Origin of the sequence: Alicyclobacillus fodiniaquatilis, from assembly GCF_042678105.1 — a bacterium.
GTDB lineage: Bacteria > Bacillota > Bacilli > Alicyclobacillales > Alicyclobacillaceae > Alicyclobacillus > Alicyclobacillus fodiniaquatilis.
Genome location: NZ_JBHUCX010000004.1, coordinates 215707 through 236829, shown reverse-complemented (window position 1 = coordinate 236829; position 21123 = coordinate 215707). Strand labels below are relative to the sequence as shown.

Sequence of the window (21123 nt, the reverse complement as noted above, 5' to 3'; positions counted from 1 at the left end):
AGAACAACACCAGTGCGGAATGTCATTGACCATTAATGAGAATTTTGGAATTAGGACTCAATTACAGAAATTCTAAGCTGAAATACTCGGACACGCTCCTAGCATGCAGAAACATCACGTATGATGTGGTCCGCAATTGAATGCCCTTACATTATTAAATTTTCTATAAATCACCTCCGCAAAATAAACTTGCACAAAAGAACGTTCATCCCCCTACAAAACCTAAAGTTCATATCCAAACATATGATTCATTACTTAATTAACGAGATAATAATTCTGATTTTTCTGTTTGTCAACAAAAAAATATTTTAATAACTCCCTATGCTTCATCAAATACACGAATAATTACATAAAAATATATAATTTGATTGATAGGATTAATATTCCCTAACAAACATCCATTTTTGCACACAAAAATGCCTCCTCAAAGTGAACATCGAACACTTCGAAAAGGCTAAAAATCACTTATTTACAATATCACACGTAACTAGACCTGATATCTCCCCGCAGCAATCACCCGCTGTGCAATGCGACGATTGATGGCAATGGCGTTGATGGGAAAATTGCGAGTCAGTTTTTTGAGAATGGCCAATTGGGTACGCAACATATCGCCATCTGCGATGTGCGCCAGCAGCGTTTTCGCCGTTTGCTCTGTCACGGTGAACGCGTGTTCGGCAAACACAGCCGTCATATCTACCAGATTTGCAGCGTCTTTTCCTGAAGCAAGCACTTTTTTGGCGCGCAGCAACGCGCTTTCCAGCGCATACACCAAGATGGCCAGGTCCGCTAAGCCGGCGAGTACTTCTTGTTCGTCTTTAAGTTGCAGTTGATATTTCTCTACTGCTAACCCACCGACAAACAAGAAGGTCTTTTTCATCATGGCCAACATGTGTGTCTCGCGTTCCAGCGTGTCCCATTCACCAGACGGCGGCATGAGCATCAACAATTCTTCCTGCAGGGATTGCGCTTTTTGCAGCAGTGGCAGTTCGCCTTTCATCGCTTTGCGCAAAAGCGTATTGGGAATGAGCATGCGGTTGATTTCATTGGTTCCTTCAAAAATGCGATTGATGCGCGAATCGCGATACATGCGTTCAATTGGATAATCCTGAATAAAACCTGCGCCGCCGTGAATTTGCAAACCTTCATCGACGACTGTGTCCAGCGCTTCAGAACCAAAGACCTTTAATACAGAACATTCGAGCGCGTACTCGGCAATGGCCTTGGCAACTGCGGCGCCATCCGTTGTGTCGACCGAGGAAAGTTGCGCGTCGATATCCCCAGTCGCACGATAGGTCATGCTCTCGGTCACATAGGTCAAAGTATTCATACGGGCAATTTTTTGCTGAATGAGCGGGAAGCTGGTGATCGGTGTGCCAAATTGTTTGCGCGCGTTCCCATAGGACACGGATTGTTCTAACGCTTCTTTCATGGCGCCAACACTGCCGACTGCCAGTTTGTAGCGGCCGATGTTTAGAATATTAAACGCGATCACGTGACCTCGCCCAGGCTCACCCAGCAAATTTTTCACTGGCACCTTCGCGTCTTCGAGAATGAGCTGGCGTGTAGATGACGCTTTGATGCCCATTTTCTTTTCTTCCACCCCAGTGGAGACACCCTCATAATTTCTTTCGACAATAAAGGCGGAAAAGTGCTCGCCATCAATTTTTGCATAAACGATGAAAAGGTCGGCAAATGCCGAATTTGTAATGTATTGCTTCGTGCCATTCAAAAGAAAGTACTGTTTATCTGCGGACAACTTGGCAGTCGTTTTTGCACTCAGTGCATCCGAACCAGAGCCTGGCTCGGTCAGCGCATATGCCGCGATCCATTCACCACTCGCCAATTTGGGTAAATACGTTTGCTTTTGTTCCTCATTGCCAAAGAAGACGATGGGCAGCGTGCCAATCCCGACATGCGCGCCGTGTGTCAACGCGAACGAGCCTGCGCGACTCAGATTTTCCGATATCAGTGCACTCGATGCTTTGTCTGCCCCAAGACCATCGTACAACTCCGGTACATCCACAGCCAAAAGCCCAAGTTCCCCGGCCTTGCGGAGCAATTTCACCGTCAAATCCCAGTCTTGGTGTTCGAGTTGTTCTTGGTTCGGTCTGATTTCGTTGGTGACAAACGCTCTGGTTGTGTCAGCGATCATTTGGTGTTCAGACGTAAAATCTTCAGGTGTGAATATCTGCTGTGCTTCAATATCTTCAATCAAGTAGAATGCGCCACGAGCAGGTTTTCGCGATAGTTCTGCGCTCATTTGTTTTGCGCCCCCTCAAATCCAAGGTAAATTGCAATGCGTGGCCGATTAGACAAAGCACTCGAACACGCCCGCAGCCCCCATACCTCCACCAATACACATGGTGACAAGCCCAAAACGCGAACGGGTGCGCTTCTGCTCATGAAGAAGACTCACCGTCAAGCGCGCCCCTGTACAACCAAGTGGATGACCAAGCGCGATGGCGCCGCCGTTGACATTGACCTTGGCCTCTTCCATCTCCAGTCCACGAATGACCTGGATGGCCTGTGCGGCAAACGCTTCATTCAGCTCGATCCGCCCAATGTCCGCAAGCGACAAACCCGCAATCTGGAGCGCCTTCGGCACCGCGGCCACAGGGCCCACGCCCATGATGTCCGGATCCACACCAGCCACTGCAAAGCTCCGAAATGCCGCAAGCGGCGTCAAGCCGTACGCCTGCGCCCGTTCAGCCGACATCATGAGCACAAACGCAGCGCCATCGCTCGTTTGGGACGAATTGCCGGCGGTCACCGTTCCCCCCAATTGAAAAGCTGGCCGCAGTTGTGCAAGCCGCTCCAGAGACGTATCCCGGCGAAAGCCCTCATCTTTGTCAAATATGCTGGTCTGCTCGACGACACGCCCATCATCAGAGACGGTGACATCGCGCACTGGCACTGGCACAATTTCGGCTTGAAACTTCCCCGCGTCAATCGCCGCCGCCGCCAACTGGTGACTCCGCAAAGCGAACCTGTCCTGTTCCTCCCGCGTGATGCCAAATCGCTTTGCCACACGCTCGGCCGTGTGGCCCATACTCATATAGGTTTCCGGCAACTGATCTACAAGCGTTGGATTCGGCGCGAAATGATATCCTGTCATAGGCACCATACTCATGCTTTCCACGCCGCCAGCGACAATGACATCTGCCATTCCCGTCATGATTTGTTGCGCCGCGATGGCAATGGACTGCAGGCCAGAACTGCAAAATCGGTTGATGGTCATTCCCGCCACACTTGTCGGCAAGCCTGCGCGCAGGGCGATGATGCGGCCTACATTCATCCCTTGCTCTGCCTCTGGCATCGCGCAGCCCACGACGACATCTTCAATCGCCGTTTTGTCTACGCCAGTCACCCGTTTGAGCAGTTCCTGAATGACGATGGCGCCCAAATCATCTGGGCGCGAATGTCGCAAACTGCCCCGTGCCGCTTTGCCGATTGGCGTACGAGCGGCAGCCACAATCACGGCTTCTTTCACAGAACTCCCTCCTCTGATTGCCCAGGGGACATGTGAAAATCCATCAGTTTGAATGACTGAAGATTTTTTCACAAGTCCCCGAGTATGACGCTTGACATCAATTGCGCAGCGGCTTGCCCTTGGTCAGCATGTACTGCATGCGCGCTTGCGTTTTGGGTTCGCCAATCAAACTTAAAAACGCTTCACGCTCTAAACTCAATAGATAATCTTCAGTCACTTCTGTGCCACGCGGCACATTGCCGCCGGTGAAAATATTGAGCAAATGGGTGGCGATTTTCGCATCGTGCTGCGATATAAACCCGCCTTGGCGCATACTGTTCACGCCCGTTTTGAGCATGGCCGCTCCATCCCGCCCAATCACTTTGATTTTCTTTGGTTGCTCTGGATGATAACCACTGTTTGCCAGTATCCTGGCAACTTGCTTCGCGTCATAGAGTTGGTAGTCGCGATTGACACTGATGCCGTCCGTCGCTCGCAGATAACCTAACCGTTTGGCATCACGGGCGCTGGTTGAAACTTTGGCCATGGCAACCGTCTCAAACTGTTGACGAATATAGCCGTCAAATCGCATCTCCGTCGTCTCCGGCAAGTTTTCTGTCGCACGCAGGGTCATCTCTTTGCTCCCGCCGCCGCCCGGGATGAGCCCCACCCCCGTTTCAACAAGTCCCATGTAGATCTCTGCGGATGCTTGCACGCGCGTTGCGGGAAAACACAGTTCAACGCCGCCGCCGAGCACCATGTTGTGCGGGGCGGAAACCACCGGTTTGGACAGATACTTCAGCCGCATGCCCACCTGCTGAAACTGGCGAACAATCAGCTCTATCTCATCCCAGTTTTCATCCTGAGCCTCCATCAGCATCAACATCAAGTTGGCGCCAACGCAAAAATTTTTTGCCTCGTTATAAATGACAAGTCCGTCCCAATTGGCCTCTACTTCTTTGGCCGCATATTGCATCATTGCCACGACATCACTGCCAATCGCCTGTTTTAGCGAATGCATTTCCAGCGCCGCAATACCATCGCCAATATCGATGAGACTGGCGCCGCTGTTTTTGTGGATCACGCCATTTCTTGCCTTAAAATCGGCAAGCGTCAGCTTTTCGACAGGTTTCTCCGCCGCTTTAAAGTGCTCCTTACCGACATAGAACAGGCATTGACCGGATTCTGCAGACGCATAGAATGTGCGCTTGCCACTTGCAAGGAGCATCTCCACAAATTCCGGAATTTGTTCCCTCTCTTCACGCATGCGGGCAACCGATTGTTCAACACCCAACACATCCCAGATCTCGTATGGGCCAAGTTCCCAATGAAAACCCCATTTCATCGCTTGATCAACCGCAATGATGTCATCGGCAATTTCAGTTTGATGCTGTGCAGTATAGAGCAAGGTGCGCTTCAAAACGTTCCAGACAAACTGTGCAGCCGCATCTTTGCCGTAAGCCATGGCGCGCAATTTTTCCGGCAACGATTTCGAGACACGCGCCGCCTCAAAAGTAGGAGAAACGACTTTCTTGCGTGGGCGGTAGCTGAAGTTCTCCAAATCTAATGCCAGGATTTCATTCCCACTCTCAGTGCGCTTCCGCTTATAGAACCCCTGCTGTGTCTTCTCGCCCAACCAACGCTGCTCCAGCATGTGTTCAATATAGCGCGGCAATTGAAACGCTTTTTGTTCGGCAGCGTCACTGACTGATCGGCGCACATTCGCCGCAACATCTGCAAACGTGTCGAGACCAACGAGATCCAACGTGCGGAATGTGGCGCTTTTCGGCCTGCCAATGACCGTTCCCGTGAGCGCATCGACTTCATCGACACCGAGTCCATATTGCCCCATAGCGTCCAGTGTGGCGACCAGACCGTATGTCCCAATGCGATTGGCAATAAAATTTGGCGTATCTTTGGCGAAAACCACGCCTTTCCCCAAACGGCGTTCGGCAAATTCACGCATGGCTTCGATCACGTCTGCATCCGTGTCCGACCCGGGAATCAACTCAAGCAATTTCATATAGCGCGGAGGGTTGAAGAAATGCGTGCCCAGAAACCGTTTTCGCAAAGATATAGGCAGGCCTTCAACCATGTCTGCCAACGAGATGCCTGATGTGTTCGTCGAGAGGATGGCTTTCGGTGCAACCACGGAAGAAAGCTTTTGCCAAACATCCCGTTTGATCTCCAACCGCTCTACGACCGCTTCAATCACCCAGTCACAATCGCTCAGCCGCGCCAAATGGTCTGTCATGTTGCCAATTGAAATCAATTCTGCAGCCGTTTCATCATAAAAAGCGTTTGGCTTGGCTTTTTTTGCAGCCGCCACCCCACGCGCAGCAAAGCGATTGCGCACCGCTTGTGAAGATAAAGTCAATCCCTTTGCCGCTTCCTCAGGTGTCAACGCATCCGGTACGATATCAAGCAACAGCACGGAAATGCCCACGTTTGCCAAATGGGCGGCAATTTGCGCGCCCATGACGCCCGCACCCAAAACTGCTGCTTTGCGGATATTGAGGGTCACGATGACAATCCTCCTTCGTCTACCTCCCTTTGACCGACCGGTCGGTAGATCATTTCACTCCATGTTAGCAAAAACCCTAAATCGCTGTATAGAACGCCCGTCTCGGTGTATCTTATATCAGCAAACACATGAAAATGTCAGTCAAGCGATTTATCGTATATGCGCGCGCCAAGATGTCAGTTCAATTCAAATAACGCAGCGAAAATGGACAGGCTCAAAGCCTGCCCATGTTCAACTCAAGTGGTCGATGCCGCATTTGCATTTCTGAATTGTTGAATTCGCGCGTCAAACGCAGAACGCAATTGGTGAACAAGTTCCAAATTCGCAGCCTGCCATATCCTCGTACATCCTTCTGGCTCCACCGCCAACGGATGTGGTGCGACACTAGGCAATGTCGCTTCGATTGGACAATGAGGATGTGTAATCACTTCACCGATTGGAAAAATTTCTGTCGTCGTCCCCGTGAGAAACATCCCCTCAACACGCGCCAACTGTGTATAAGGCAATTTTTGCTCATAGACGGGAATCTGTAAATCTGCGGCCAAGTCGAGCACAAACCGCCGAGTGATGCCAGGCAGTATGTACCTGTCCGTCGGCGCTGTGATGAGCGCGCCATCGCGAACGAACCACAAATTTGAACTAGCGGCCTCCAGCATGTAGCCGTCACGAACAAGCAGCGCCTCATCTGCCCCCGCGTCATGCGCCGTTTGCTTGGCGAGAATATTCGGCAGTAAATTGATGGTTTTGATATAGACGTTTGCCCAGCGCTCATCAGCTTGAGCCAGCAATGTCCCAACGCAGGCAGAAGGATGAGTGGTTACGGGGCGAACCACCAGACTGACAGCTGGCGCAATCTCCCCTTCTGGGAACAAGTGGTTCCGCAGCGCCGCGCCGCGTGTCACCTGCAGATAAACCGACGCCTCGCGCTCACCGCTTTTCGCGATGGCGGTTTGAATCAGTTCCTTATAGCCCAACGCATCATGCGGTGATGCGATCCGCACCGCCGAGAGGCTGTTCAGCAATCGCTCAATATGCCATTCAAGTAGAAACGGCCGCCCAGCGTAGACCCGGATCACCTCATAGACGCCGTCGCCAAACTCATGACCACGCTCTTCAATGGGTACGACGCCTTCGGCGGGATCGACAAAACGGCCGTTGTAATAGCCTATCACAGCCATACGCAACCCCCTCACTTTGTCAAAAGTTACAGTCATCATATCACAACAGGGCTTGGGGACATGTGAAAATCCATTCTCAAACCACCTGTCTCCGCATAGCCGTAAACAATCGGGTTGAAAATACTGTCAAATCAAATTATGATAAATCTGGGGCAGAGGACATAGCGCCTGTGCCTGATGAAGGAATGACCAATTTGGATAATTCTCAGCAAAAGGAACTTGGGGCATACATCGGCAGATTATTGCGGGATAGTTTTGGCAAAGGGCCCGAGGGTACTTTTGTTTCCATTGGCGGACATTTTGTCACCGTGTATCTGCGGAATTTTATGTCCCCCACTGAACAAATCCTGATGGAACAACGCCAGGAAGCGATGGTCGTCTCCACGCGGGCAACCCTGATGGAAAAACTGATCCCTGAAATCAAAACAGGCATTCTTTTTATCACAGGCATCGAGTTGCAAGAACTCTATTACGACTGGGGATTGCACAACCGGTCAGGCATGATGATTGGCATTTCTGTCGAGCCTTTTGCTGCGCCACCAGTAAATGAAACGTACGTCGGAAAAGCGCAAGTTCACCGCGAAGTGGATGATATCAGTCAACAGGCGCAAAAGGTGCCTGATGAAACGTATTCATGTGAATTGAATCGCAGAACGCTTATCGTCATCCGCAACGGCATATTGGTTGCCATTGAGAAGGAATTGATTCGGCTAGGGTATGAAATTGCGCTGAAGTACGCGAAGGGAAACTTAGAAAAACGATACCTTCATAACAGCAATCACTTTGAGTCGAGTTTGAATAAAAAAGTCATTGACATCTTTTTGGACTGGGATTTCGTTCGCGATAAAAGTGTCATCGCATTTGTTTTGAACGAGTGACCATCATCAATTTGGCGGGTATGAGCTAGACGCGAGCTAGACATGAGCCGAATGAGACACAACGTGTCTCGTTCGGCTTTTTATGTGTCTGCGCGCCGTTTGACAAAAGGAGTGTGTATTGTTTGAAGGATCAAAGTCTCAAACTTGCCGAAAAAGAATGTTCAAAACTGCGGCGCGCACTGCAATTCGCTGGTGTTGGTCTGTGGGAACTGGATTTGGATACACATGTATCGGTCTGGAGCGAGGAAACTTATCACATTTTCGGGCTCAAGCCCAGCCATGAGCCGATCCCGCTGCATGCCATCTTACAGATGATTTTGCCGGAAGATGCGACTGTTGTGCGTTCAGCTATCGCCAAAGCGCGCGCAGAACGCATTGACGTCAAATATCGAATGAAACGCGATGATGGCTCCATACGGTTTTTGCACGCACAGGCCACAGCTGCACCTACACCCGCATCGCGCGTGATTGCAGGCATTGTCCAAGACATCAGCGCGCAAAAAGAAGCCGAACAGAAACTAGAGGATATCCAGTCCAGTCACAAATTCATCACCGAAAATACGACCGATGAAGCGATGATGAAAATTGAAAAATTATCTGCCGTCGGCCAACTCGCCGCCGGCATTGCACATGAAGTGCGCAACCCGCTGACCGCGCTCAAAGGGTTTACACAGATATTGCACGCGACGGCGATGGGTGACCAACGACGATATTGTGACATCATGCGCGGCGAGCTGGATCGCATTGAAATGATTCTGAACGAACTATTGTTGCTCGCCAAACCACATGTGATAAATATTCAACCCACGAATATGAAATACATTCTTGAGGAAGTGACAACCCTGCTCTACGCCCAAGCTGCTTTGAACAATGTCGTGATGAAAACAGAAATTGGCAATAAGATTCCACTGGTGGCATGTGACGCCAATCAACTCAAACAAGTGCTGATCAACGTGATGCAAAACGCCATTGAAGCCATGCCCCATGGTGGAGACATGGTCCTCAAACTGACGGCAGATGAAGGAAACGTGCATCTCGCGTGCATCGACAATGGACAAGGGATTCCGGCGGATCGACTCAATCAGTTGGGGAAGCCGTTTTTTTCAACCAAGTCAAAGGGAACGGGGTTGGGGTTCATGATCAGCCGCAAGATCATCGAAGCGCATGGCGGCGATATCCAAGTTGCCAGTGAAGTCGGCAAAGGGACGACCGTCCGCATTGTCTTGCCAGCCCATACATAATGTCAAAACAGACAGCCGGTCAACTGCAATGAGGTTCAAAGCGCGAGATTGGCAGATTCGCCAACCTACTTTGGGAAATTACCCAGGCAAGGCGACTGGCTCCTCCATTATAAAGGTATTAAAGGAAGCTAAGGAGGATAAGCCAATGACTAACCGACTGTCCAAAGAACAAATCGATTTTTACCAAGAAAACGGATTCGTGCAAGTGGATGACGTGCTTTCTGCAGATGAATTGCAAGAGTTTCGGCAATACATCGAGGAAGCCATGCAGGAAGAAAACCAGAACGCCATCAAAAACAACGCTCAAAACGGCAGCTACTATCGTGTGCTCAATCAAAAAGTGAATACATGGCGCGATCACGGAGGAATGGCGAGGTACGCGTTCCACCCACGCTTCGCACAGATGGCCCGCCAACTCACAGGCGCGGATGGCATTCGCTTTTTTCACGATCACGCTTTGTGGAAGATGCCCGGAGACTCGAAACCGACGCCTTGGCATCAAGATTTGCCGTATTGGCCAATGGATCAAGACAAAGCGTTGTCCATCTGGATTGCGCTTGACGACGTGGACGAAAATAACGGCTGTATGATGTTTGTCCCCAAATCGCAAACGGTCGGCAAATTAAAGGGCATCGATCTCGTCAATCCGCAAGACATTTTTCAATTTACAAAAGGGACTTTCGTAGAGGAACAACGTCCAGTCATCGTCCGGATGAAGGCCGGAAGCTGCACATTCCATTCCGGTCTGACTTTTCACTACGCGCACGCCAACAACACGGCCAATCCGCGTCGGGCGTTTGCCATCATCTTCATGCCAGATGGAACAGTGTACAACGGGCAGAGACATGTGGTGACAGATGACTGCGCCTTGACACCCGGACAACCTTTTGCTGGTGGTCGTTTTCCTCGTCTCGCTTGAAAAGCGCCCTCATCCAATTCGCAAAAAGCCGTCCGCAGGTCCATGCCTGCGGGCGGCAAAATCCTCAATCTGATGCGTTCACATTCACTTGGCGCCGATATTCACTGGGTGTCAGCCCCAGTGCGCGCTTAAACGTTTTGTTGAAGTAGCTGATATCCCCAAACCCTACACGCAGCGCGATTTCCGTAATCGGCTCTTCGGTCTTCGCAATGAATTCCCTTGCAAATGAAAGTCGAATATCATTGCGAAACTGGATGAACGTCTTCCCGACATGACGTTTAAATTTATCGGTAAAAGCAGACTGGCTCAAGCCGCACAAATGGCTGACCTGCTCTAATGTCAAAGGGCTTGCATAGTGAACCTGGATAAAATCACGGACATGATTCAACATGGCCTGCTCGTCCGTGATGCTGGCCATGGTCGGCTCTTCTTGCTTGTGCTGATAGCATCTGCTTAAAAAAATGAACACTTCAATCAGACGCGTTTTGATCAAAATTTGATACCCTAATTGCTGTCGTTCATACTCCTCTAGCAATTTATCCAACAGCAATTTCATTTCCATTCGTTCCTCTATGTTCAACTTCAGGTGCGATTGAAAATTCAGTACCTCCCGCAGGAAAGGCTCTACATAGAAAAAATCGAGGAATGATGTCACCTTGGACAGGGTGATTAGTTCTTCTTTGAACACGGATGGTTGAAACAAGATATTGTACACCGTCAAGGAACCTGCCCCATCAACACGGTACATATGCTCAACTTCAGGTTCAATGACAAACACATCACCTGCGGTGATGGTATAAGAATGTCCTTTGTACACATGCTCCCCACGCCCGCTCACAACATAGACAAGTTCAACGAAATCGTGACAATGCGCTTCGATGCCACTGTCCTGAAAGTAATAAGATTCTGCATGAAAGAGCAGTTCGTTATTGAAATAATCCTTTCCCTCCAGCCGATACATACGATTCTCCTTGGCCATTCGGATCTGATGCCTTATCTGATTCAAATCACTTCAAGAAAATACTTGCGCGATCCGATATAATGATGGTGGGTTACATATCGATGTTTGCAAACAGCATGAGCAAATAACGTAAAACGGTTGCTAATCCACATGGGCTTAGACAAATCATCATGTTTTTGGAAAGGATTTTGATGCGTGTGACCGATTGTCTCTTCTGCAAAATTGTCGCTGGTGAAGTGCCCGCTGACAAGGTGTTTGAAAACGACGAAGTATTGGCATTTCACGATATTCGCCCGCAAGCGCCCGTCCATGTGCTTTTGATTCCAAAGAAGCACATTGCCTCGGCACAGGATGTCACGGCAGAGGATGCGCCGTTGATTGGCCGTTTGCAAGCCATTGTCCCTGAAGTGGCCGAGAAACTGGGCGTTGCCAAACAAGGGTATCGACTCGTGACCAACATCGGCTGGCACGGACAGCAAACGGTCGCACACCTGCATTACCATCTGGTAGGTGGGCGTCAATTGGCATGGCCTCCGGGTTAATCCGCGGGGCCATCCGATGTGACCACATCCAACGGTGGCACCTCTGTTCCATTGAGCACTAAGTGGGCGATCACGTTTGCCCGTATGGAGCCAATGGCTGAACAGTACTTTTCTTCACTTAAGTGAATGGCCCGCCACGCCTTCGAGGCTGGGACATCCCCTTCCACATGATATGTCAAGTGAATTTCGGTAAACGCCTTAGGATGCTCGTCTCGCCGTACTGCTGACGCTTCAATTTCCAGCCCTTTCATGTCCAAGCGCATTCGCTCCAAAATCATCGCGATATCAATTCCAGTGCAACCGACAATGCCCATCAACAACAGCTCCATGGGACGATTGCCTTGACCAGTCCCTCCCTCTTCGCGCTTGGCATCCATATAAATCGTGTTTCCAGATGGCCCGTCCGCTTGAAAATGGCGTTGACCAAGCCATTTGCTAATTACTTTCATTTCCAATCACGCTGCCCCCCATTCTGAAAATACTTTCGTATTTTTGTAGTTCACCTGCGTGACGCCTTGTATGTTCATGCCACTCGGATGAGACATCACGTATGGCGGTATACTCAAGTATAGTATACCGCATTCCACACGTCAGAACTTTTCAAACATATGTTCATCTAATGTGCAGATGGCCTTCCATTCCCGGCTCAGGCACCCCGTTCTTATCCGAATAATAGCGAAATGAACCTTTCTTATCTGGCGTAAATCGAACATCGACCTTTTGGCCAGGTTGCAGATTTTGCGTGAATACATAAAAGTCGGGAACGACAAAATTATGTATACGTGTGCCATTGTTCTGAACGACGGCATGAAATTCCTGCCGGAATTCTGCCTGGATATTTGCAGGCTGGATGCTTCCATCCTGCAAAACGACCTGTACCGTAGCAGCCGATACAGTGAACGGTGCCAGTGCAAAACTTCCAATCAATACGCTTGCGCACAAAGTTAATACACGCACAGGCACTCACCTCACTCGCGCTTCAATCATCTATCTCATCGTTGAGGAATTTTTCATGTCCCAGGGGACATGGGCGGACACATACTTAGCATGGCTTTGCCTGCATCGTCTCATGCGTCACCACCACGCGAGTGAAGCTGCCAGATTCGCGCAAATCAGTCCCACACAGATGCCGCCCGCCGCCCCGACAACCACATCGCTCATGTAGTGAAGACCGCAATAAACACGAGATATGCACAAGCAAATGGCCATCACCAGCAAAATGGTGTGGTACCCAGACAATCCACTTGCGCCGCATGCCAATGCCATAGCGCCGCCAGCGTGATTGCTCGGAAACGAATCACCGGGATCATGCGCGAGCAACGGCTGAAACGGCTCAGTATCAAATGGTCGCGGTCGCGCAAGCAAACGACTGATGGGCTCGTGAATCAGACGAATGACAACTGCGGCCACAATGGCGGATCCTGCTCGAAAAAAAGTCATTCGTTCATCACTGGTACCACCGATGACATCGGCTGCAGCAATCACGAAGAGACCCAGCATCGCAATGGGTGTATATTTCGCGACAACGACCATCACCACATTGACGAAAGTCCATTTCGGCCACAGCCGTTCAATCTGTCTTGTCACCCAGTTGTCCACATGAAGACAAATTGCCCAGAACGAATCCATCAACCCCATGCATGCTGGCTCTCTTTCATCGGATAATCGGTTCCTCTAGCCATCTGCGTGCTCAAATCATCTCGAAACGACGCATCCAATTGCGGGACGTTCTGAAGCACAACGTCCGCTTCATGGTTATATGTATAAGCCTGATGGCTGAAATTCGCACTGCCGATGATGAATGTTTTACCGTCATCCACGTCGATGATTTTGGCGTGCATCAACTCGCCGTCATAGGGCCGATAATACCGAACCATCGCCCCGGCGTTGCGCAAGGCATCCACAGATGCGCGATTGTAATACTCCGTCGGGTCCACCAATAAATTCAACGCCACTCCGCGCCCGACAGCAGCCTCTAGCGCAGAGACCACTTGCTTGTCGGAGAGGACAAACGCCTCCATATCGATGGTTTTCCGTGCAGTTTGAATCGCATGTAGCACCGCTGTTTGTATGTGCGCGTCATCCACGAGCGGCAATTGCAGCGTCGGGGCTTCAACTGCTTGTCCACCAGCTCGCGCAAAATCCCAGAGAAACATCGTTTTAAACGATGCGTTTGGGTGCATGATGACAACTGAAGCGTCATTGTTTTTCCAACTTTGGTCGCCAAAATTCATGCCGCCAATCAGAACGCCATCATCCGTGACCAGCATTTTGACGTGGTCTATTCCCTCTTTTATCGAAAGTTGGCGCACATTGACGCCATCCTTCTGCAAGGTGGGAAATCCGGTTTCCGTCGAATGGGATTCAGTCGCATCCAGCACCACGCGAACGTCCAACTTGTGTTTGTGCGCTTCGGCCAACGCAGACATGATATCCGGATCTGACAGTTCGTACATCTCCAAGTAAACTTCGTGGTGGCTGTGCGCAATCAACTGCAACGCCGCTTGCTTCACCTCTGGTCCCCAGACAAAGCGGATTCCACTTTTCGTCGTCACCTGCTGCGGCAATCGTTGTGTGGTATCCATGACAACCCCATTTTTGGGGGTACAACCAACCAAAGCCACAGCAAACAGACAAAGAAAACCAGTGGCAAGTCGACGAAGAAAAGAGTTGGTATGCTTCATTAGAATGAACTCACCTCATAAATTCCAAAGCGCCTATCGGATATCATTCCCGGTGCCACGGCATTCGCGATGCTGCAATGGACTGACCATTTTCAACTGCCTACCGGGGGGTGCTGGTACCACGTAAAGCGTCTCTCAAGTGTCGCTGATACAGTTTCCACAGAACGCAGAAAAGCCCTTTTTACTATCCTTTATTTATCCAAAATGATAAATTTGGTTGCGAACAAATGGTCGGCTTCCTCGCGTCTTATCTGGATGTCAACAACAAACATCACGATATCACGACAAGAAAGCCCAGAATAACTCGTTTTTCTGTATATCACAAATGGCAATGGCCGTCACGCCCGTTTTGCCTTTGCGCGGTGGTACGCGCCCCAACGATACTCTATCCGCCGGAATAGACCAGGGCTTTGTTTGTTTCTCGCAAACAATCTGTGGCTCGGCGCAGTATTCTGCTCGATGAGCCACACCTTTCCTTTCACATCCACCGCCGCATCGAAGCCCAGCTCTCGATATTTTTGATAGTTGTCAAAATGACGGGCTGCCAGAAAACCCAACTGTTCCAATTTCTGCATACATTTTTTGCATTTCTCTTGTTTCCACCCAAGCGCATTGGCCAGCGCGACATCCACATCAATGACCGTTCCATGAGACAGCGCCGTATTGGTGACAATGCTGTTCCCACCAGCCACTTTGGCCACCATTCCAGAAAATTGCCATTTCCCGCCTGGTCGATCACGCTGCATCATCACGCGAATATCAAACGGTTTTCCTTTGTATTTCGCCAAATGAATTCCCTGTTGAACAATGTAGGCTTTGCCATCTCGCACTTCGTCCAAATAGCGTGTCACATCATCCAGCGACGAACATGCGCGCTGGGCGTAGACATTTTTCTTGACCATATAACCGTGCTTGGTCGTCCATACTTTGCAAATCCCCTTGCCTTGACTCCCGGCGCACGGTTTTACGTAAACCATGCCATACCGCCGCATGTATTGTTTGAGTGACGCATGTGTGTACCGCGTCGTCTCTGGCAGGTATCTTCGGACATGTTTATCCTTGGCGAAAAAACGATAGAGTAGATATTTGCCCATTTCCGGTTTCCGCGCGCTCACCCGTCCATCTCCTTAAGTTTTCCATAGATTATGCACAACGCGCCGAAAACGAACGGGCAAAAAGAATTTGTGTGAAAAGAAAATTTTAAGCGAAAAGGTGAAACATTTTGCGGAGGTGCGCCGTCTAATCTAGTGAGAGATTAAAAGATGAAAGAGGGAATCAACGTGGGACTCGGATTTCTTTTCACCGTTGTCTTGCTGTCCGCAATGCTTGGTCTGTTCGCGAAGTACGCACTGTCCGCCGACCAACAACCAACCGATTCAGAGGCCAATCCGCTTGAACACGCCATCGAAATTCAAGAAAGCCAGACACAAGCCGTCAGCGTTGAATCCGAACAGCCAGTTGAACATCCTCACGCCATGTGATGTGGATGTGTCCACATTTGACGTTTCTGCTGGTCAAATTGTGGGACGAGCCGTCCGCTCGACTCCATTGGGGTGTCATCGGGCACAGCGATTGTGCGTTGCGGACCTCCCGCGCCAAAGGCGCTGGGTTCTAGCGTTTCGCGGACTGGGTGCGCATGACGCAGCCACTGCTCACTTTCTCGGTGCGCTTGGTCCAACAACCAATCGACTTCCAGCCCGACAAAGCGAAATATCGCCAAGGGATGCTGTTGCGCCTCCGCTAACAAATGATGTAACAACGCGAATGCATGCACACAGAGTGGTTGCCAATCACTGCAAGTACACTTGGTTTGATCTTGCAGCTTGTTCCACGATGAGTCGTCAGGAAACAAAGTCAATCCGTTCTCGTTGACGAAATCAATCAGGTCAATGTCCCACTCCCCTGAAAAGTGCGCAGCAATCCAATCTGGTCGATGCGCCAACCATTTCGCAACCTGGTTTGCATATGCGGTGTAATCAGCCAAACACGGCAGAACCACTTGAAAGTTCCCCCGCTCTGGCCCTGTCGCCTTCACTGTGGCGGCAATGACGCCTTGACGCATGTGGACATCGTGCACAACGCCAGCACGCGCGTCTTGTTTGCCTCTGCGCACACGCGATTTGTCTGCTTGTTGCAAAATGTTCTTCCACGCTTGCTCCACAACGGAAATACGCGCCTTGGCACTCACGCTTCATCTTCCTCCCAGACACTTTGCTTATCCAGTGCAAATAACGCACGCAATGCGTCATCGTCCAGTTCCGTCACCCATTCGCTCGAACCGCCGACAATGGCCTGCGACAACTCTCGTTTCATGGTGATCAACTTGTCGATCCGCTCTTCCAACGTGCCTGCGCAAACCATTTTGTGAACCTGCACATCCTTTGTCTGCCCGATGCGGTACGCCCTGTCTGTCGCTTGATCTTCAACCGCAGGGTTCCACCACCTGTCAAAATGAAAGACGTGGTTGGCCCGCGTCAGATTGAGACCCACACCGCCAGCGCGCAACGAAAGCACTAAAACCGGTGAGGGATCCGTTCCCTTCTGAAACGCCTCGACCATCTCACCGCGCGCCGCGGCGTTTAAGCCCCCATGGAGAAATTTGGGACGAACAGCCAGCGCGTCGGCCAGCGCATCACAGATAATTTCTCCCATGTCGCGAAACTGTGTGAAGACAAGCGCACATTCACCTTCAGCGACAACGGTACTTAAGAGCTCGACCAACTGACGCAATTTGCCAGAGCGCCGCACCGTCGCGTTGCCGCCCGAAATGAGACAAGGATGGTCACACACCTGCTTCAAGCGCACCAGCGTCGCCAAAATCTGTCCCCTGCGCGACATGCCGCCACCTTGCAGAGGTTGAATATCGGTGAACAGTTGGTTGACCAAAGCCTGATACACCGCCGCCTGTTCACTGGTCAACAAGGCGTGTTCGTTCACTTCCCATTTCTCCGGCAGTTCCGTCTGAATATCAGGATCTGACTTGCGCCGTCGCAACAGAACTGGCCGCAGCAAAACCTGTAACTTCGTAGCCGTCTCGCCATTGGGGTTGCGTTGAATCGCTTCCACAAACATCTTGCGGAACCAAGTCACCGTGCCAAGGTATCCAGGATTCAAAAAATCCATCAACGCCCAGAGTTCTTCCAAGCGGTTCTCCATTGGCGTACCCGTCAAGGCGATGCGATGCACGCCCACAACCGTTCGTATCGCCTGCGCCTGCTTGGTATCCGCATTCTTTATATTTTGCGCCTCATCAACGATGATCGTATCAAAATCATGCATCGTCAGACCATCCAGATCACGCACCAGCGTGGCATACGTGGTCAACACCAGATCCACATCCGCGTTCGGGCCGACATGTCCTGTCAAATCGCGTTGCTGGCCATGGTGAACATACATGCGCAAACTCGGGGCAAACCGCTTCAGTTCGGCCTTCCAGTTTGGCAAGAGCGAAGTTGGGCAAACAAGCAGATGGACGCCGGACGCGGCGTTCGCGGCTTGTAAGTGCAAGAGATAGGCCAACACTTGAACCGTTTTTCCAAGCCCCATATCATCTGCCAAGCAGGCTCCACAGCCAATCGAGCGCAGGTGCAACAGCCAAGAATAGCCTACTTGCTGGTAATGGCGCAGTTCTCCTAAAAAGGATGACGGCTGCGCGACAAGCGGCGGATCGGCAGCTTGACTGAGCATATGAAGCACCTGTTCCAAAGGCTGCGCCTCTTCCTGAAAATCCACCTCTACGGGAATATCCTCTTCATCTGATGGCATCAACAAGACGCGCGACAGATCCATCAACCTCGTAGCATCGGTGTGAAGGCCTCCCAGCTCATTGATCTGACGTAATATTTCGTCCACCGGCACCAAACGCCATGACCCATTCACCTGAATAAATGGCGTTTGCGCCGCCACGAGCTGCGCAAACGTCTGACTTGACACCTCTTCATCATCAATGACCACCGACCAGTCGAAATCCACCAGCCGATTTGCGTCAAACCCTTGCATGGCTGCGCCGGACTGGCGCTTTTTTTCAGCTTTGGCGCGTTTGACTCGAACGCGCACACGCACGCGGCTGCCATCGGAGCGCAAGACGTTCGGCGCTTCCACGACCACGCCAAGCGCACGCAGCTGCGGGACAGATTCGGTCAAGAAACCATAGACATCATCGGCAGAAATGATGCAGCCATTTGGGGCAGGCAACATCAATGATTGACGAATTTGCGGACAGACGGCGCCCGCTGATTTGAGCGCTGGCAATATCCATGTATCTGGCGCAAGAAGCATGTCGTCACCGAGCGGCCACACGCGTTCCACTTGCCGCCACCAGTCATCCAGCCAACCAGCTGTGTTCGTGTAGCGGTGGCGAACCTGATAATACAGCTGCCAATCAGCAGAAGTGCCATCCCCCGTCGGCGGCATGAGACACAAGGAAAGTTCGTAAAAGCTTTCTCCCGACTGATCATCAATCAGTTCGGGCATCCAACCTGATTTTTGCAAGGCCTGGCGCATCGTTTTTGCGACCAACCAGCCATCTGCCGTAAAGGTCCGCTTCGCCCCGCGCAGGGCCTCCTGCCATGCCGAGATGACATCCGCCTCGCCACGATACATCACACGGTACGATCCGCCGTTGGTCGCCGTTGCATCGTTCACACCGACGATGGTTTTGCGCACAAGTACGTCCACGCAAAGCAAAAGCAGCCAATCCATCGAATCAAAATATTCGTCCACATCTGCTTTGCCTAGACATGCAGTGACAAAACGCCGTACCTTGCCAAACAGTCCCATACGCTGACTGCGCAAACGCGCCGTTGACCAAGCAGGTACCCAAACACCGACAAACGTTCCATTGCCGGAACCCCAACTTGGCATAATATCATCCGTAGCGGCTGCTGTTTCACGCAGCACGCGCAAACACTCAAATGGTGAAAACGAACCTACGAACGCAGCAGCAATCACATCCTGTTGCCACACCAACGTCTGAGCCAGCGCAAAGGCGTCGAGCGCCAGTTGCAGTTGTTGACCAGCTTCTGTATGGAAAACCGCTTCATCCAGGCCGAGCTTTGCAAGTTCATACAACAGATGCACAAGGCCGACATCTGTCAATGCCACCTCGCCTGCTGACAGATCCACCGCCGCGATGACGCCATCATCGACCAGCGCTTGCAGAATAGGGCGAAGCGGGTGATCCGGCACTGCCGACGCCGCTTCTCCAAAGGAGAACACGACCTGATCCTGTTCATTCATTTGCGCTCGCATCTCCCAGCGCAGACCAAGCATCATTTTACCATCGTTGTCAGCCATGCTCTCACCGCTTTACTGAAGGGTCGCCTGCTAAAAGGTCAATTGCTCAAAAAGTCTGTTCCTCCATCTTATCATTTGTGACAGTTTGACGTAAAACCAGAGACAAGCGCGTCACCCCGTTCAGCAAAAAAAGGACAGGCTAGTTGTGCTGCCTGTCCTGCGCAAAAAGACATAAAGATCAAGTAGACTGCCATGCATGATACGTCCTACACCAGCAGAGAAATACCGGTCCATCAAGGGATCGTGAATAGCGCCATCAAGGCGCTGTGCGATTTCGCAGTCGCTTAACGCTCAACATCGTGATCGTCCGGGCTATCATTGGCAGCGAGTGTCCGCGCATCGCCAAGCGTCGCTTCACAGCGCCCGCCCTCATCACAAATATCATCAGGTGATTTTTCCTTGGCCACTGCCTGCCCCAGTTCATTTGCCAGCTGCATCTTCGATTTGGATTGTCGTGGGTCTGTCAACATGACCACCTCCTTTGCCACAGTTCACTTAGTCTTTTCGGAGACGACGGACGATATGCGAATCATTTAATGCGTGCGCACGCATACGCATAGACCTTGTCCCGTATGTTTGGAGTATAGATGTGATTGCAGATGAAAAGAGGATGCCCATGTTTACCGGAACAATCGCGACCTGTTTGCTCGATTTCTGCGTGGCGATGGGGCTTGTGGTCGGCGGTTCTCTCTTAGGTGGCTGCGCCGCGTTGATCACGCACAACAATCCGGGTTCAACGATGCTCAACCTGGCCGACGAACTGAAAATTTGGGCGTTGGTTGCAGCGCTTGGCGGTACGATGGACACGTTGCGCGTGATTGATAGAGGGGTGTTTGGCTTAAATATTCTCCCGATGGCCCGTCAATTGATCTTTCTTGTCGCGGCGTTCCTTGGATGCCAAGCCGGCTATCTGATCATTGAGTGGATCGTTCACGGAAGCGACGGCCATCTATGAAAAGACTGATTGCCATTTTTTTGCTTGGCGTCATGGCCGGCGCTGTGGCGGTAACGCTTTATGCGACGCGGGATTTGGACAAACTTCACGACCAAGTGAAAACGTTGGAACAGACGAATGAGGAGCTTTCGACAGAAAATGCATTTTTGACGGCGCAGTCACAACAGCCAGACATCAAACAACCGCTCAAAAACATTCAGGTGGAATGTATCACCACGCCCGATGATCCGTCCATAGAAGCCGTCATCAAACAGAAGGTGATCAAACGCTTGTCCTTTTTTCTCGGCAAACCGCAAGACGTGCTGGTCAATCACCCGGATTTGCCCGCCAATATCTTGGATGGCCAATTGGTCCACGTGGGGAAACAAAAGTTTCGAGTCACGGTCACACTTGTTATAATGACTCACGACGAGTTGCACTTGCGTGTCCGCGGACGCTTGGACACATGAAGTTGCCTGGCAGATGGCGCACGCAAAG

General features: G+C 51.0%; 20 protein-coding genes. 7 read left to right on the top strand and 13 right to left on the bottom strand.

Translation table 11 applies throughout. The annotated features are described in order from the left end of the window. Positions 1-487: 487 nt before the first annotated feature. The 4 genes from ACFSB2_RS01800 to ACFSB2_RS01785 form a co-directional block, all read right to left on the bottom strand. The gene (locus tag ACFSB2_RS01800) at positions 488-2260 is read right to left on the bottom strand and encodes an acyl-CoA dehydrogenase family protein (protein WP_377940850.1); all 1773 of its coding nucleotides are present in this window, start codon (positions 2258-2260) and stop codon (positions 488-490) included. A 48-nt stretch (positions 2261-2308) separates the two neighbouring features. After that, complete coding sequence (locus ACFSB2_RS01795; RefSeq protein WP_377940848.1) at positions 2309-3490, bottom strand: acetyl-CoA C-acyltransferase; 1182 nt, start codon at positions 3488-3490, stop codon at positions 2309-2311. A gap of 97 nt (positions 3491-3587) precedes the next feature. Further along, on the bottom strand, positions 3588-5993 hold the full coding sequence (locus ACFSB2_RS01790) for a 3-hydroxyacyl-CoA dehydrogenase/enoyl-CoA hydratase family protein (RefSeq protein ID WP_377940846.1): 2406 nt from the start codon (positions 5991-5993) through the stop codon (positions 3588-3590). Positions 5994-6229: 236 nt separating this feature from the next. Beyond that, complete coding sequence (locus tag ACFSB2_RS01785) at positions 6230-7171, bottom strand: aminotransferase class IV (protein ID WP_377940845.1); 942 nt, start codon at positions 7169-7171, stop codon at positions 6230-6232. A 170-nt stretch (positions 7172-7341) separates the two neighbouring features. Here ACFSB2_RS01785 and ACFSB2_RS01780 point away from each other — a divergent pair, with 170 nt between their 5' ends. From ACFSB2_RS01780 to ACFSB2_RS01770, 3 genes are all read left to right on the top strand, one after another. Then, complete coding sequence (locus ACFSB2_RS01780) at positions 7342-8049, top strand: Na-translocating system protein MpsC family protein (RefSeq protein WP_377940844.1); 708 nt, start codon at positions 7342-7344, stop codon at positions 8047-8049. 122 nt (positions 8050-8171) lie between these two features. Further along, positions 8172-9290 (top strand): ATP-binding protein, encoded by a 1119-nt coding sequence (locus ACFSB2_RS01775; RefSeq protein ID WP_377940843.1) that lies wholly within the window; start codon positions 8172-8174, stop codon positions 9288-9290. A gap of 145 nt (positions 9291-9435) precedes the next feature. Next, positions 9436-10209, top strand: a complete 774-nt coding sequence (locus tag ACFSB2_RS01770) for a phytanoyl-CoA dioxygenase family protein (protein ID WP_377940842.1) — start codon at positions 9436-9438, stop codon at positions 10207-10209. A gap of 64 nt (positions 10210-10273) precedes the next feature. On the opposite strand, the gene ACFSB2_RS01765 is transcribed toward ACFSB2_RS01770, so the two are convergent. Further along, positions 10274-11170, bottom strand: a complete 897-nt coding sequence (locus ACFSB2_RS01765; RefSeq protein WP_377940841.1) for an AraC family transcriptional regulator — start codon at positions 11168-11170, stop codon at positions 10274-10276. A gap of 191 nt (positions 11171-11361) precedes the next feature. On the opposite strand from ACFSB2_RS01765, the gene ACFSB2_RS01760 reads away from it, so the two are divergent. Beyond that, on the top strand, positions 11362-11712 hold the full coding sequence (locus ACFSB2_RS01760; protein ID WP_377940840.1) for a histidine triad nucleotide-binding protein: 351 nt from the start codon (positions 11362-11364) through the stop codon (positions 11710-11712). Here the strand turns inward: ACFSB2_RS01760 and ACFSB2_RS01755 are convergent. From ACFSB2_RS01755 to ACFSB2_RS01735, 5 genes are all read right to left on the bottom strand, one after another. Next, entirely contained in the window at positions 11709-12167 is a 459-nt protein-coding gene (locus ACFSB2_RS01755) for an OsmC family protein (RefSeq protein ID WP_377940839.1), read from the bottom strand. The genes ACFSB2_RS01760 and ACFSB2_RS01755 overlap by 4 nt on opposite strands. 157 nt (positions 12168-12324) lie before the next feature. Next, entirely contained in the window at positions 12325-12669 is a 345-nt protein-coding gene (locus tag ACFSB2_RS01750) for a cupredoxin domain-containing protein (RefSeq protein ID WP_377940838.1), read from the bottom strand. Between the two features lie 117 nt (positions 12670-12786). Continuing rightward, the gene (locus ACFSB2_RS01745; protein ID WP_377940837.1) at positions 12787-13350 is read right to left on the bottom strand and encodes a phosphatase PAP2 family protein; all 564 of its coding nucleotides are present in this window, start codon (positions 13348-13350) and stop codon (positions 12787-12789) included. Further along, positions 13341-14396, bottom strand: a complete 1056-nt coding sequence (locus ACFSB2_RS01740) for a phospholipase D-like domain-containing protein (RefSeq protein WP_377940836.1) — start codon at positions 14394-14396, stop codon at positions 13341-13343. Before ACFSB2_RS01740 ends, ACFSB2_RS01745 begins: the two co-directional genes overlap by 10 nt. 338 nt (positions 14397-14734) lie before the next feature. Next, positions 14735-15511 (bottom strand): YheC/YheD family protein, encoded by a 777-nt coding sequence (locus tag ACFSB2_RS01735; protein ID WP_377940834.1) that lies wholly within the window; start codon positions 15509-15511, stop codon positions 14735-14737. A gap of 165 nt (positions 15512-15676) precedes the next feature. Between ACFSB2_RS01735 and ACFSB2_RS01730 the strand changes: the two genes are divergently transcribed. Next, positions 15677-15877, top strand: coding sequence for a hypothetical protein (locus ACFSB2_RS01730; RefSeq protein ID WP_377940832.1), 201 nt, complete (start codon positions 15677-15679; stop codon positions 15875-15877). Here ACFSB2_RS01730 and ACFSB2_RS01725 read toward each other — a convergent pair. The 3 genes from ACFSB2_RS01725 to ACFSB2_RS01715 form a co-directional block, all read right to left on the bottom strand. Then, positions 15865-16584 (bottom strand): hypothetical protein, encoded by a 720-nt coding sequence (locus ACFSB2_RS01725; RefSeq protein WP_377940830.1) that lies wholly within the window; start codon positions 16582-16584, stop codon positions 15865-15867. The genes ACFSB2_RS01730 and ACFSB2_RS01725 overlap by 13 nt on opposite strands. Next, entirely contained in the window at positions 16581-19691 is a 3111-nt protein-coding gene (locus ACFSB2_RS01720) for a DEAD/DEAH box helicase (RefSeq protein ID WP_377940829.1), read from the bottom strand. The genes ACFSB2_RS01725 and ACFSB2_RS01720 overlap by 4 nt, the downstream gene beginning before the upstream one ends. A gap of 284 nt (positions 19692-19975) precedes the next feature. After that, a complete protein-coding gene (locus tag ACFSB2_RS01715; RefSeq protein WP_377940828.1) occupies positions 19976-20158 on the bottom strand; it encodes a hypothetical protein in 183 nt (60 codons plus the stop codon). A gap of 149 nt (positions 20159-20307) precedes the next feature. On the opposite strand from ACFSB2_RS01715, the gene ACFSB2_RS01710 reads away from it, so the two are divergent. Further along, entirely contained in the window at positions 20308-20646 is a 339-nt protein-coding gene (locus ACFSB2_RS01710) for a YtrH family sporulation protein (RefSeq protein WP_377940827.1), read from the top strand. Then, positions 20643-21095 carry a hypothetical protein gene (locus ACFSB2_RS01705; RefSeq protein ID WP_377940826.1) on the top strand — a complete coding sequence of 151 codons (453 nt, stop codon included), beginning with the start codon at positions 20643-20645 and terminating at the stop codon, positions 21093-21095. The genes ACFSB2_RS01710 and ACFSB2_RS01705 overlap by 4 nt, the downstream gene beginning before the upstream one ends. The last annotated feature ends 28 nt before the right edge of the window (positions 21096-21123 follow it).